Genomic DNA, 12,587 nt, shown 5'->3' on the forward strand with positions numbered 1-12,587 from the left:
AACTACTTTCTTGAACAAATCGAGCAAAATCATCTCCTAGAGCATAACGCCCTGTTAAGGTGTGAGCAACGCAATACAAAAGCCGCCGCATACCACCGTAAACACTAAAACCAACGCATAGTAAAAATGCCATGCGTTGCGAATCACTCTTAAACAGATTGTTAGGAGATTGCTCTCGACATGCTGTAAAATCTATCATCAGCGTTATCAACCACAAACCCAACCCTTTCATAGAGATGGAAAGCTGGGCTAATTTTAAATACACGTAACCTAAGTCGATTAGCGCCTGATTCAATTGCCAACCTTTCACATTCAGAAAGTGCTAACGCACCAATACCTTGATTTTGGTATTTCTCGCTGACTTGCAAGTCACGGACATAACAACCATCGTTATCAAATGCTAAACGAATTGCCCCAGCAACCTCACCATTAAACAAGATATCGAAATTAGTTAAATCATGGATTTGTTCTTCGATTTTTGAGCAATCCCAATCAACAGAATAATGCTCGTAGTATGAGCGCATATTTACGTAAGTAATCTTAGCCGAAGCTGATAAATCTTCTGTTAGTTGATACGAAACCATTGGATCTCCTAACGCCCTGTTAAGGTGTGAGCAACGCAATACCGATGCTCCCGCATACCACCTTAAACACTAAACGCAACGCATAGCAAAAATGCCAAGCGTTGCGAATCACTCTTAAACAGATTGTTATGTAGCTATTCGCCATTACCCAAATCAAAAAGGTTTATACCACCAGAACTATCTAGACTGGTATTCGTCACTTTACTATTAGGTTCTACATTTACTTCTGCATATAGTAAGTAGCTTTCAAATGATGGGACTTCAGATACGTTAAATAGGATCTTTCCAACAGACTTTTGAAAATCCAACAAGTCGCCTAGATCTTCATGTAGTTCCAAAGCCAACTCTTTACTGTATGGCAACAACATGCCATAAGAAATTGACTTATAGAATCGGTCATTGCTGCGATTAATCTGGTTCAATACCCAACTAATCTCATGAAACGAATAGGTGTTCTTTTTCCCAAATTTAGCACACAGCTTAGGAGCTACATCTTTAGCCACTGACTGAACATAAGCCTTTTTATTCATGAACTTAAGCATATCTATCCTCCTTGCTACATAACGCCCTGTTAAGGTGTGAGCAACGCAATACTGAAGCCCCTGCATACCACCTTAAACACAAAACGCAACGCATAGCAAAAGTGCCAAGCGTTGCGAATCACTCTTAAACAGATTGTTATGTCACTTAATTTACAAAAACTATTTTGTCTTCAGTATCGATATCAAGCGCTCTATATAACATCTTGTGTACCTTTAAATGACTAGATCTCTTTACTTCACCCTTACTAACACTAGACTGATCTATGTAAGACCATAAGAATGTGTCTAAAGAACTGACCTTAACACCAACAGCGCCAACACGATATAAACACTGAAGTAACGCATATAACACATCAGATTCTTTTACAGCCTTACCTTCGAAGTAAGAATGTACAATTTTCACGCACGGGTCATTGTTTTTTGTATCACTCAAGGACATGACTACATCATTTAAACGTTCTTGGTTTATAGAAGAACGAGAAAATGTTGCAGGTAACCCTCTGAGTAGCTCAGCAGTCTCTTCAAAAGATGGATACATTTCACCCCATTCTTCTTTTAAGGACTTTAAACGTTTCTCTGAATAGTTAGCTTCAGCAGCTATTAGTGCCCTCCAAGATACACGGTCTCGTTCTGAAGCAATATTAAAGGTTTCATTTACAAACTGGAGAATATCCCGTGGTCTTCGGAGCGTACGTTCTAATATAAAATCCATAGCGGTTTGTCCGCCGCCTTTCTTTGGTTTAGGGAAAATATGCTCTAACTTAACTGTGTCTTTAGTATATTGGCTTTTAAAGACCTCGTTTATCCTCAGCTCAACCAGTTTAGTTAATTCTTCGTTACTCCATTTAAGTTCAAGCATGTAAGATTCGTATTTTTCTTCTTGAAACCCAGAATCTCTAGTTTGGTCATAAACCAAATCTAATAGGTCTTTTCGTAATGCGGCTATAATTTTAACCGTTTCGATCTTACGGAATGACTTAACTTCTTCGATTAAAGCTCTAATGAATCGACACCTTGTAGAAGTATTAGCCCAATTTTCATCCAACTGATCAATTACGATATAAAATTTTTTTTGCGTATCATCAAAGGAATATTGTGCGAGCAATTCCAGAACTTCGTTTAGTTTTTTTATTTGTAAGCCATTAACAACCTGACTTGCTCGTTGCTTAATCTCCGTTCTTTCTTGCTCTGATAGTTTTTCGACACCATCGAGACTTAAAGACACACCCGAATATTTTGCTCCAATTGAAGCTTTAGTATCATTTTCTAGCTTCGACGTAATTTCGCGAAGGTGTTCATCTGTATCTAACCAGAATTTATCTCCCCACTCATTGAAATACTCTATAGCTTTTTTCTTTGCCTTATCTCTTCGAAGCCAAGAAAAAATGCCATCAGTAAAACGCTGTCCATCTTGCTCATTTTTAATGTCATATCTGAGCTTTAGTATTTCTACAACAAGTAGATGACGCCATAGTAGCTTATAAAACAAATCTAATTTTATATCCAAAGCATCGAAAAACTTGATTATATCCGAGTACTCCAAAAATCGGACTGAAATGTCATTAGGATCTAACCTTGCACAGTGGTCTGTACTTGTTTCAATTTTATGAATTAAAGCACTTTTTCCTGAGCCAGTTCTCCCAAGAATAACTGCTGCGGGGTTACTGACGTCCAATAATTCATCAAGGTCTCCCTTATCTACAAAACACTTGTCTAGTAAAGAACTATCTGTTTCAGCATCTAACGCACCAACCTTCAAGTTTCGTGTAATTTTAATTCCTAAATCACTCATCTAAGCCTTCCTATGTGCACACGCGTATAAATATACACTGATGCTCATATTCATTCTGTGAGCGAGTTATTGAGTTGAATAAGTGACATAACGCCCTGTTAAGGTGTGAGCAACGCAATACCGATGCTGCCGCATGCCACCTTAAACACTTAAACCACCGCATAGTAAAAATGCCACGCGTTGCGAATCACTCTTAAACAGTTTGTTATAGCGCTTTGCCGTTTACAAGTGACCAATGATGAGGCATTAATTCTCGTATAGTTTTGAAAACCAATGCATTCTCTGGAGTCGTAATTGCTGCTTTGACATCCCCACCCCAATGGACAAGGCGCTCTTGGCAAACTCCGCATGGTGACAAGATTAGAAATTCATCGTTCTCGCTCTCGCGACACAAGCATAATGAGTGGGTCACTCGCTCATTGAGTTTGTGAGCCTCTAAATACGCTCCCACTTCCATGCATAGTGAAAGAGTATCGTTTTTAGTATCAGGAGCAATGCTTGTTAATATTTTTCCTGACTCTGTTCTAACAGCCGCAGCTCCACCCCAACCAGAAGGATATCGCATATTTACTAGTTCTATTGCTGCTTGATAGAGCTCTTTTTCGATATTATCCATGACCATCCATATTCAATTTTATCGAGCGCTATAACGCCCTGTTAAGGTGTGAGCAACGCAATACCAAAGCCGCCGCATACCACCTTAAACACCAAACACAACGCATAGTAAAAATGCCACGCGTTGCGAATCACTCTTAAACAGTTTGTTATGCAACTGGAACCCCGTCAAAACAGATTACTGCATAAAGATAACGACCTTCTTGAGTAGACGCCCAAATTTCGCCGTTTTTCCCAAGAGATTTTTTTGCATAACCATGTTCTGAAAGCCACTGAAGTGACTCTTTAACTTGAACTCGAGTCAAACTAGTTTCTTTTGATATTCCTGAAACATAGCGCCACGTATATTCGTGGCTTTGTAAAGACTCTAAAACAGATTTAGCATTGTCAGGGACTAGACTAACATTAGGTACCTGAGATTCGGTTTCGTCAAAAAAATCAGTAGGAGCTTCTATTTCCTTTTCTAATACCGCTTTGATCTGCTCTTCTCTAAGTTGTGCTTCAACACCAGCTGCTTTAAAACTTTTGAATTTATCCAGATTCGCGAATACTAAACCGAGAAATCCTGCTGCAATGGTTAATCCCATTTCGGCAGGCTTACTATTGTAGCCAAAGTAAATAGAAACCCCGAGTAAGACGAAAGCAGATACCATTTCCAAAACTTTATTTGATTCAATCTTCATTGCTTGATGACCTACTCCGATTTCAATTAAGTTGCATAACGCCCTGTTAAGGTGTGAGCAACGCAATACCGAAGCTCTCGCATACCACCTTAAACACTAAAACCAACGCATAGCAAAAATGCTACGCGTTGCGAATCACTCTTAAACAGTTTGTTATGCCTTTGACTGATAGGTCGCTTTTGATATGTATTCTGCCACACCTAAAATGCAAAAAACGCCACCTATGGTTGTAATATTGCACGCGCCCTCTTTTGCACAATCAGAAAGGTTTTTATTAAACCAAGTTCTTGTTAAGTAGCCTGATTCTCTTAAATGTGAATAAGCCAGTTGGAATTCTGATAGCGTCACTCCTTTTTCATAAGAAGGGGCTTTCTCCGAATGAGAGGGAATACGATAGATCAACGCTTCTTCACCTCTTCGCCTACCAATACCTTTGATTACGAAGTCTGCTTTCGCTTCTGGTTTCGGAATAACTCGACCAACTTCTTTAGCTAACTCTCGGATGGACTTTTCCATTTTTCCTCCTGAGGCATAACGCCCTGCTAAGGGGTGAGCAACGCAATACCTAAGCCGCTGCATACCACCTTAATCACTAAATTCAACGCATAGTAAAAATGCCACGCGTTGCGAATCCCTCTTGAGCAGTTTGTTAGTCGCGAGGCACCGAGCGACAATTTTAAGCCGAACTAAACTTTGCGAACAACAAACTTTATGTGCTTTGATGCATTCAAGTCAGGCGTAGTCTCATAGCGGCTACTCAATGAAACCACTTGGAATTAACAACGCCGCAGAAAACGGACTGACAACACCAAAAAGAGCCTTTGGAAAGCCAATCTCACAGTGCGGACTTTCAACAAAGTCACTGAAATCACGTGGAACTTACAACACCAGAGAAAACGTCATTTCAGCGAGTAAATCGGCTTTTGTACCCAACAAACTCACCGAGCAGAGTTGCAACCAAAAACAGACTCTCGATTGCCCTGTTCTGTCAGCACCAAAGAACAAAACAACCGCTTGGACACTTGCCAAGCTTTGGGCTTAAAACAGCAGAAACTGAGTTTTGACCATCGACGATGAATCTGTATACCAAACAAACAGCTGCCAAATTTTGAGCTAAAAAACATGATTTTGATTGCTAGCTTTTTCTAGCGACTAACGCCCTGTTAAGGGGTGAGCAACGCAATACCGATGCCACCGCATAACGCCTTAAACACATAAGCAAACGCATAGTAAAAATGCCACGCGTTGCGAATCCCTCTTGAACAGTTTGTTATATTTAACTTACGCTGGGTAAAACTTTCGAAGCAAAATACAAGAGGTAACTTCCAAGGCTTAACAATAATATACACGTTGCCCATTTGACTCCATTGTATAACCGCTCGCCGGTTTTTATTCTAGTCCACTCTCGTTTTAGCAACTGTTGGGTTACAACTGTTAATGCCTCTTCTGCAATTGTAACATCGTCGAGCGTGTAATCGGTAACTTGCCCGGAAACATAAGAGTACAGATAATCTAACTTAACAAGAAAGTCTGTATCTTCCTTTGGGTTCACTCTCATCCGAATAAGCGAGTAAGCTTCTTGCAACTCTTGAATTAACTCTAGGTTTTCGTTAATAAACTTGTTAAATACAGTTATTTCATCTTTCTCTATGTACACGATCATTGATGTAAAAACGCTAACTTTACTTATAAATCTAGCTACCTCTTCTCTTAATTGAGATATCGATTCGTGCCTAAATTCCGTTGTTTTCTGATCTTTAGCTATCAACATGCTGGTAAATGAGAAGTAACCAGCCACTAAGGCTGCCATAATTGCACCTATTGCGACATAAATTGTCACTGGAATATCCATCTCAACCTCGATTAAATATAACGCCCTGCTAAGGGGTGAGCAACGCAATACCGAAGCCGCCGCATACCACCTTAATAACAAAAATCAACGCATAGTAAAAATGCCACGCGTTGCGAATCCCTCTTGAGCAGTTTGTTAGTCGCGAGGCACCGAGCGACAATTTTAAGCCAAACTAAACTTTGCGAACAACAAACTTTATGTACTTTGACGCACTTAAGCCAGGCGTAGTCTCAAAGCGGCTATTCAATGAAACCACTTGGAACAAACAACGCCGTAGAAAACGAACTGACAACACCAAAAGGCGCTTTTGGAAAGCTAATCTCACAGTGCGGACTTTCAACGAAGTCACTGAAACCACGTGGAATTTACAACACCAGAGAAAACGTCATTTCAGCAAATAAATCGGCTTTTGTACCGATAAACTCACCAAGCGGAGTTGCAACCAAAAACAAACTCTCGATTGCCCTACTCTGTAAGCACCAAAGAACAAAACAGCCGCTAGGACAGGCACAAAATTTTGGACTTAAAACAGCTAGAACTAAGCTCTGATGATCGACGATTAATCGGTGTACCAAGAAAACAGCTGCTAAATTTTAAGCTCAGAAACATGATTTTGATTGCTAGCTTTTTCTGGCGACTAACGCCCTGTTAAGGGGTGAGCAACGCAATACTGAAGCCGCCGCATACCACCTTAAACACTAAAACCAACGCATAGTGAAAATGCCACGCGTTGCGAATCCCTCTTGAACAGTTTGTTATGAGCGTGTTCAGGTGACACTCTTACTATATTGATATGACTGACTAGAACCATAATCGATCAACTTTGCTTTTCGGAAGCCATTTTTCTCGTAAAACCGCTGTGCGGCAGTGCTGAATGTTGGTGTTTCCAGCTCTATAACGGTTCCGGGGCGAGCTATCTCCAAAAGAAAATCGAGGGCAAATGTACCAATCCCCAGACCTTGATGAGTTGGTGCTACAAAAAGCCTTAATAGCTTGAGGCTGTCCTGCTCCACTGAAAAGTAAAACCCACCAACAACATCGCTTTTATGCTTAATCACATAATATGAGTAGCGCTTCATTGCCTTGAGTTGATACTCATGGTCATCATAGCCAGGTGGACCTGAACCGCAGAGCTTTTGATCAGTTGAGAATGCTGAGACCTGAATATCTAGAAGTGCTTCAATGTCACTTTTACTCGCTTTTTCAATCGAATTCATTGATAAACCTCTTAGCTCATAACGCCCTGTTAAGGTGTGAGCAACGCAATACCGAAGCCACCGCATACCACCTTAAACACTAAACACAACGCATAGTGAAAATGCCACTCGTTGCGAATCACTCTTGAACAGTTTGTTAGCAGTATGATAGTACGCCTAAACTGTTCTTATTAGCTGTTTTTTCGCTATCAAAGCAATCCTTAAACTTCTTAGCAAGCTTAATGTTAGATGGGTCCATGAGAGCGTTGAAAGCAACTTTAAACAAAATGGAACTAATTAAGATGAAGCCAGAAAAATAAACAATGTTGTAAGTAATAAATTGTACTTTTAACAACCCATCAGATAATAGATTTAGAGCCATAACCAATGAAATACCACCGAAGAATGCGGACGTGTAATACTTAAAAGCGTTTATCAATTGACGCTTGTACCTTTCAACACATACAGCTCTTTTCGAATCAAATTTGGGGGGCAGTGAAAAGCTACGGTGACTAAAGTCTAAATATTTATATGAGGCTTTATATAGATTGAACAACTCTTGCCTTTTGGAGTGTTCCATTATCACCATAGCTTCGGCATATGGAATATGAACTTTGTAAGTATGCTCGAGTAGCTTTTCGACAACATAAATGCTTCCAATGCTGTCTCGATCTTTCATGCAACTTTGCAGTAGCTCAAGCTGTTTAATTTTATACACCCGGCTTGAGTCTAAGACCGTATGCAAAAACTGAATGATTATTATTAGCCCCAGTATTGCCGAACCAGGTTTGACCAAATCACTTAAGAAGCTTGCTACCTCGGATGCTTCCATCATTTCCTCACTTTAATCTTACTGCTAACGCCCTGTTAAGGTGTGAGCGACGCAATACCGATGCCGCCGCATACCACCTTAAACACTAAACGCAGCGCATAGTGAAAATGCCACGCGTTGCGAATCACTCTTAAACAGTTTGTTAGTTCTTTGACCCACTGAGTGCCTGAGGTTTATAGCCTAGTGAATCCAAATCAACACCTTGCTCTAAAAGGAGTTTTTCAAACAATGGTAATAGTGGTCCAAGGTTTTCATTTAACGTGTCACGAACCGTATCAACAACTACTTGGGTACCACGCTCGATTTCTATATTGATAAAGTCACCACTGGCTTTTGATTCGAAAACCGTCATTCTACGAGTCTCAGGAATAAGCCAAACTTCAAACCAACCTTCATGCTTATTTACGTCAGCTACAGTCAAGCTCGCTCCATTTAGAGCTATATAACCTTTAGGGAAAACGTATCTTTTCCAAGCATCAGGGAGTGCTAAGCGAACACAATAGTTATCCTCAATTTGTTTTACGTCGACGATAGCTACATTAAAGTCCACATGACCAGATAGCGGGTGACCGCCAATTTCTGCCCCATCTTTTGCGGCTCTCTCAGCGTTAACTAATTGGGATGAGCAATACTTACTCAGAGTTGTTATCAAGAGGCTTTGCAGCATTACGTCGAACTTAACACGAACATCTGACTGTATTTCAGTGACTGTCAGACACACACCGTCAATAGCAATGCTTGCCCCAATTTCTAGATCAGTACAAAACCCTTTAGGGAAGTCGATAACAAAAGTTCTAATCCCTCTTTGATCTGTCACATCAACAATTTCGGCTACCGCCTGAACTATGCCTGTAAACATACTTACTCCACTGATAGTTAAAACAACTTTGAGAACTAACGCCGCATTAAGGTGCGAACAACGCTAAAACCCCAACCTAAACTACTGCACCTTAAACACTAAAACCAAGTTTAAACTGAAATCGCCAAGCGTTGTGAGTCACTCTTAAATGCTTTGTTAGGCGCTTCACGCAAATAGTTTAAATTGGATTTTAAAAAACACCTTTTGGGAAAAGAAAAACACGTAACCCATTGAATTTTATTAAAACCCAAATGCTAAAGCGGCTAAGTTTCTGAAACCCACTGCAACCAAAACACCAAAGAAATTGGCTTTTCAGCGCATAAAAGTGGAATTTGGAAAAACTAACTTCCAGAGCAAAGTTTCAGTCAATAAACGTATTTCGAAGACAGATAGAATTGAAGCGATTTGAACCAAAGGGACTAACAATAAACCGGCTACAAAACCCAATGAGGCAACCCGCAGACTTTGACATGTTTTACGGATTGAGTAATTCAAGAACTTGAGAAGACGAAGCCAAATTGCCGAAAAACTGGAACAAATAGCCAAAGAGAAATTAGAGATTTGAACCAAGAAATTTCTTACTGCGCCTAACGCCTTGTTAAGGTGTGAGGCACGCAATACCGAAGGTTCCGCATAACACCTTAACTACTAAAGCCAACGCATAGTAAAAATGCCACGCGTGCCGAATCACACTTGAACAATTTGTTATGTTCACGGCTACTCTAAATCAACGGTAAGGTTAATATCTTTAAACTGCTCGAACTCTTGCGGACTTAGACTTAATAAAAATTCGAATGGGGAGCTGTTCTTTACTGCTTTTTCGACCGCGTTATCAAACGAGCGAAGCCCACTAGTTTTTAGCACCGAGAATTCGGTAACCTCAGCTTTATCATTAAGTTTGAAGTTTACACGGACATCGTACCCTAGATACTCATCTTGCTGGTTCAATTCATCTTGTATTCGAACTTTCATCAAGGATGCATTGTGAACTAGTCTAGCCTCTGGCGAATCATTGAAACCAACACACCCAGCAATAAACATTGATATTAATGCAATAAAAATTGCGTTTTTCATTATTAACGTTCCTTGAACATAACGCCTTGTTAAGGTGTGAGGCACGCAATACCTAAGCTTCCGCATACCACCTTAACCACTAGAACTAACGCATAGTAAAAATGCCACGCGTGCCGAATCACTCTTGAACAATTTGTTATGTAGCCGACTTTCAGGTTAGTGCTTTCTGTCCAATTTGGATCTTGGGCTCAATACCAGCTTTGCGATACAAAGCTAGAGCTGATTCATTGAAAGAATATACTTCTAACCACAGCTCTTCTCCGCCGTTAGAAATAGCCCGTTCCTCAAATGCCTCTATTAGCGCCACTCCAACACCTTGACTCCTAAAGCATGAATCCACTACAATCTGTTCAACGTTTGCGATCTTTCGCTCTTTGAGAGTCCAAGACTTACGAACCCATAGCTCACCAAAAACAAAACCTACTAACTGCCCTTTGCTTTCGGCTACCAGAAAAATCGAGCTTTCACTTTTGATTATCTTGTGTAGGTCTATTTTTTGTTCAATTTCTTCCGGTGATAAAAAGTCATCAGGTAAATTTGCTTGATGATACTCATTAAGCTGAAACTGTAGTTTCTTGATAACACTGATATCTTCAATGCGAGCTTGCCGAATATTTAACATATATAAATCCTTTTAACTTACCGTCCTCTCGCGGCTACATAACGCCGCGTTAAGTAGTGAGCAACGCCAACCACCTAACCTAAACCTATACACCGAAAACACTTAACCAAACTTAAAATACAAAATGCCAAGCGTTGGGAATCTGCCTTAAACGCCTTGTTATGCGAATTTGCACGCATAAGCCAACTTGGCCCAATGCAGACTACCTTAAGCACGAAAAACCACAAACAAACCAAACACTTTCTGTGATTCAAGAAACAGCAGAGTCACTATGTTACAGCCAAAGTCCCTACAACCACGAAATGCGGCCTTTCATGCTTTTAAACCACCTAACTTCGCAGCGACGAACATTCAACAAATACTAACCATCGATAGTCTTGCTCTTTCCACACTTTGAGCCAGTGGGACTCACCACAAACCAGCACTGAAAACCAATGAGGCAACCTGTGAACCTGGCATGTTTTACGGCCTGAGAGATTCAAGAAATGGAGCCGATAATGCTGAGTTGCCGACACCGAAAAATGGATGGCCAAAGAGAGCGAGAAAGGGACATGAGATAATTTGCCTTCCTAGTCGCATAACGCCTTGTTAAGGGGTGAGCAACGCAATACCGATGCCGCCGCATGCCACCTTAAACACCAAAACCAACGCATCGTAAAAATGCCACGCGTTGCGAATCCCTCTTGAACAATTTGTTATGCCTTTTCATCCACGGACTCTACCTGCGTATTTAAAATTTGACGCATCATTATTAGACAGAACTTCACTCCGTTTTCTTCTGAAAGCATATCCTTTAAGTAGATTCTATTTTCGCCATACTCTAACGGGAAGTTTATGCTCATGTAAGTCATTCGCTTTTTCTCGGACTCCCAGAACCGATATTTAACCTCTTTAGAGCCAACGTGTTTTTTGAGAAACTTGTCGATCGTTAGCCCCTCTCGTTGCCAATTTACTAAGACTTTACTAACCCAAACATCATCCCATGTATCGAAAAAGGGAAAGTGAGCCAATACATTGCGAACAAACTTAAACATAGGACCACCAATTTCCGACTCCATTGGAGGACGTGTAACTTTCAAATCTTTAAGGACATATTGGAATGGTTCATATGACAAGATTTCAGCGTAAACAGCAAAAACACTCGATACTCTGCTAAACCTATAGCGAGAGTCTTTATCCCAGAAGTCATCAGCCATGACCTCATCAAAAAGGTCATAAAATCGGTTGTATCCTAAGCTAAGAAATTGCTTTTCGGCTCTGGTTGGTCTTAATTCCATTATCTATTTTTCCTGATGAACCCGGAAGCATAACGCCCTGCTAAGGGGTGAGCAACGCAATACCTAAGCCGCCGCAAACCACCTTAATCACTAAATTCAACGCACAGTAAAAATGCCACGCGTTGCGAATCCCTCTTGAGCAGTTTGTTAGCTGTGTTTTACAACACGAGCTTTGCTCCCAACATACCAAGAGCTGCGATAGCTACCATCGTAAACCAAAGGTAAATCATAAAAGATAGGTATAACGAAAATAAACCTCTCACAGCTTTATCTAAGTTTGCACCTTCATCGTGCTGTAAGAAGTACGCTAGTTCTGCTGTAGGTATTGATCCAGCAAAGCTCTTAAATTTGAACTTTACCATCATCAAGCCCATTGAGACTGGAAGACTAGATACTAATAAAATGATTCCCACCGAAGTCCAGACATTCTCAGGGGAGTCATTACCTAAAACTACTGCTGCCCCGATCAACACTAAAAGCATTCCCAGAAAGCCCTTAAAAGATGACAACAATGAGTCTCTTGTTTTTATATACAGCCAGAATAGCGGCTTATCGAATTTTCTCATTTTTTCCTCAAACAGCTAACGCCCAATTAAGGGGTGAGTAACGCAACACAGATGCCGCTGCAAACCACCTTAATCACTAAAATTAACGCATAG

Annotated in this window: 15 protein-coding genes and 1 pseudogene; 2 read left to right on the forward strand and 14 right to left on the reverse strand. The window is 40.5% G+C overall.

The window, feature by feature from the left end:
• Window positions 1–161: 161 nt before the first annotated feature.
• The 6 genes from R7H07_RS23370 to R7H07_RS23395 form a co-directional block, all read right to left on the reverse strand.
• Complete coding sequence (locus tag R7H07_RS23370) at window positions 162–584, reverse strand: GNAT family N-acetyltransferase (protein WP_206960121.1); 423 nt, start codon at window positions 582–584, stop codon at window positions 162–164.
• 134 nt (window positions 585–718) lie between these two features.
• On the reverse strand, window positions 719–1,126 hold the full coding sequence (locus R7H07_RS23375; RefSeq protein WP_171345171.1) for a hypothetical protein: 408 nt from the start codon (window positions 1,124–1,126) through the stop codon (window positions 719–721).
• Window positions 1,127–1,271: 145 nt separating this feature from the next.
• The gene (locus tag R7H07_RS23380; protein ID WP_206960123.1) at window positions 1,272–2,918 is read right to left on the reverse strand and encodes a P-loop ATPase, Sll1717 family; all 1,647 of its coding nucleotides are present in this window, start codon (window positions 2,916–2,918) and stop codon (window positions 1,272–1,274) included.
• Window positions 2,919–3,123: 205 nt separating this feature from the next.
• On the reverse strand, window positions 3,124–3,534 hold the full coding sequence (locus R7H07_RS23385) for a cytidine deaminase (RefSeq protein WP_031781297.1): 411 nt from the start codon (window positions 3,532–3,534) through the stop codon (window positions 3,124–3,126).
• A 148-nt stretch (window positions 3,535–3,682) separates the two neighbouring features.
• Window positions 3,683–4,216, reverse strand: a complete 534-nt coding sequence (locus R7H07_RS23390; RefSeq protein WP_020840854.1) for a hypothetical protein — start codon at window positions 4,214–4,216, stop codon at window positions 3,683–3,685.
• Window positions 4,217–4,369: 153 nt separating this feature from the next.
• Entirely contained in the window at window positions 4,370–4,732 is a 363-nt protein-coding gene (locus R7H07_RS23395; protein ID WP_206960125.1) for a hypothetical protein, read from the reverse strand.
• A 244-nt stretch (window positions 4,733–4,976) separates the two neighbouring features.
• Here R7H07_RS23395 and R7H07_RS23400 point away from each other — a divergent pair.
• Window positions 4,977–5,280 (forward strand): annotated as a pseudogene (locus tag R7H07_RS23400) (hypothetical protein).
• Window positions 5,281–5,492: 212 nt separating this feature from the next.
• Here R7H07_RS23400 and R7H07_RS23405 read toward each other — a convergent pair.
• Window positions 5,493–6,068 carry a hypothetical protein gene (locus tag R7H07_RS23405; protein WP_206960139.1) on the reverse strand — a complete coding sequence of 192 codons (576 nt, stop codon included), beginning with the start codon at window positions 6,066–6,068 and terminating at the stop codon, window positions 5,493–5,495.
• A gap of 246 nt (window positions 6,069–6,314) precedes the next feature.
• On the opposite strand from R7H07_RS23405, the gene R7H07_RS23410 reads away from it, so the two are divergent.
• Entirely contained in the window at window positions 6,315–6,617 is a 303-nt protein-coding gene (locus R7H07_RS23410) for a hypothetical protein (protein ID WP_206960131.1), read from the forward strand.
• Window positions 6,618–6,835: 218 nt separating this feature from the next.
• Here the strand turns inward: R7H07_RS23410 and R7H07_RS23415 are convergent, their stop codons facing one another.
• The 7 genes from R7H07_RS23415 to R7H07_RS23450 all read right to left on the reverse strand — a co-directional run bounded on the left by R7H07_RS23415 (window position 6,836) and on the right by R7H07_RS23450 (window position 12,494).
• Window positions 6,836–7,285 carry a GNAT family N-acetyltransferase gene (locus R7H07_RS23415; protein WP_206960133.1) on the reverse strand — a complete coding sequence of 150 codons (450 nt, stop codon included), beginning with the start codon at window positions 7,283–7,285 and terminating at the stop codon, window positions 6,836–6,838.
• Window positions 7,286–7,421: 136 nt separating this feature from the next.
• Window positions 7,422–8,099, reverse strand: coding sequence for a hypothetical protein (locus tag R7H07_RS23420; RefSeq protein WP_140251885.1), 678 nt, complete (start codon window positions 8,097–8,099; stop codon window positions 7,422–7,424).
• Window positions 8,100–8,238: 139 nt separating this feature from the next.
• Window positions 8,239–8,955 carry a riboflavin synthase gene (locus tag R7H07_RS23425; protein WP_023585735.1) on the reverse strand — a complete coding sequence of 239 codons (717 nt, stop codon included), beginning with the start codon at window positions 8,953–8,955 and terminating at the stop codon, window positions 8,239–8,241.
• Between the two features lie 717 nt (window positions 8,956–9,672).
• Window positions 9,673–10,029: a cell envelope integrity protein TolA gene (locus tag R7H07_RS23430; protein WP_017633715.1), complete on the reverse strand. Its 357-nt coding sequence runs from the start codon at window positions 10,027–10,029 to the stop codon at window positions 9,673–9,675.
• Between the two features lie 151 nt (window positions 10,030–10,180).
• The gene (locus R7H07_RS23435) at window positions 10,181–10,651 is read right to left on the reverse strand and encodes a GNAT family N-acetyltransferase (protein ID WP_005377057.1); all 471 of its coding nucleotides are present in this window, start codon (window positions 10,649–10,651) and stop codon (window positions 10,181–10,183) included.
• A gap of 695 nt (window positions 10,652–11,346) precedes the next feature.
• On the reverse strand, window positions 11,347–11,928 hold the full coding sequence (locus R7H07_RS23445) for a hypothetical protein (protein WP_017633718.1): 582 nt from the start codon (window positions 11,926–11,928) through the stop codon (window positions 11,347–11,349).
• A gap of 158 nt (window positions 11,929–12,086) precedes the next feature.
• Complete coding sequence (locus tag R7H07_RS23450; RefSeq protein WP_176311035.1) at window positions 12,087–12,494, reverse strand: hypothetical protein; 408 nt, start codon at window positions 12,492–12,494, stop codon at window positions 12,087–12,089.
• Window positions 12,495–12,587: the final 93 nt, after the last annotated feature.

It is taken from the genome of Vibrio sp. Vb1127 (assembly GCF_033338735.1).
GTDB lineage: Bacteria > Pseudomonadota > Gammaproteobacteria > Enterobacterales > Vibrionaceae > Vibrio > Vibrio alginolyticus.

Excerpts from the sequence above, each read along its gene's own strand:
- R7H07_RS23445 (WP_017633718.1), bottom strand. The coding sequence starts at position 11,928 with ATGGAATTAAGACCAACCAGAGCCGAAAAGCAATTTCTTAGCTTAGGA.
- R7H07_RS23415 (WP_206960133.1), bottom strand. The coding sequence starts at position 7,285 with ATGAATTCGATTGAAAAAGCGAGTAAAAGTGACATTGAAGCACTTCTA.
- R7H07_RS23435 (WP_005377057.1), bottom strand. The coding sequence starts at position 10,651 with ATGTTAAATATTCGGCAAGCTCGCATTGAAGATATCAGTGTTATCAAG.
- R7H07_RS23385 (WP_031781297.1), bottom strand. The coding sequence starts at position 3,534 with ATGGATAATATCGAAAAAGAGCTCTATCAAGCAGCAATAGAACTAGTA.
- R7H07_RS23405 (WP_206960139.1), bottom strand. The coding sequence starts at position 6,068 with ATGGATATTCCAGTGACAATTTATGTCGCAATAGGTGCAATTATGGCA.
- R7H07_RS23395 (WP_206960125.1), bottom strand. The coding sequence starts at position 4,732 with ATGGAAAAGTCCATCCGAGAGTTAGCTAAAGAAGTTGGTCGAGTTATT.
- R7H07_RS23370 (WP_206960121.1), bottom strand. The coding sequence starts at position 584 with ATGGTTTCGTATCAACTAACAGAAGATTTATCAGCTTCGGCTAAGATT.
- R7H07_RS23375 (WP_171345171.1), bottom strand. The coding sequence starts at position 1,126 with ATGCTTAAGTTCATGAATAAAAAGGCTTATGTTCAGTCAGTGGCTAAA.
- R7H07_RS23410 (WP_206960131.1), top strand. The coding sequence starts at position 6,315 with ATGAAACCACTTGGAACAAACAACGCCGTAGAAAACGAACTGACAACA.
- R7H07_RS23380 (WP_206960123.1), bottom strand. The coding sequence starts at position 2,918 with ATGAGTGATTTAGGAATTAAAATTACACGAAACTTGAAGGTTGGTGCG.
- R7H07_RS23430 (WP_017633715.1), bottom strand. The coding sequence starts at position 10,029 with ATGAAAAACGCAATTTTTATTGCATTAATATCAATGTTTATTGCTGGG.
- R7H07_RS23390 (WP_020840854.1), bottom strand. The coding sequence starts at position 4,216 with ATGAAGATTGAATCAAATAAAGTTTTGGAAATGGTATCTGCTTTCGTC.
- R7H07_RS23420 (WP_140251885.1), bottom strand. The coding sequence starts at position 8,099 with ATGATGGAAGCATCCGAGGTAGCAAGCTTCTTAAGTGATTTGGTCAAA.
- R7H07_RS23450 (WP_176311035.1), bottom strand. The coding sequence starts at position 12,494 with ATGAGAAAATTCGATAAGCCGCTATTCTGGCTGTATATAAAAACAAGA.
- R7H07_RS23425 (WP_023585735.1), bottom strand. The coding sequence starts at position 8,955 with ATGTTTACAGGCATAGTTCAGGCGGTAGCCGAAATTGTTGATGTGACA.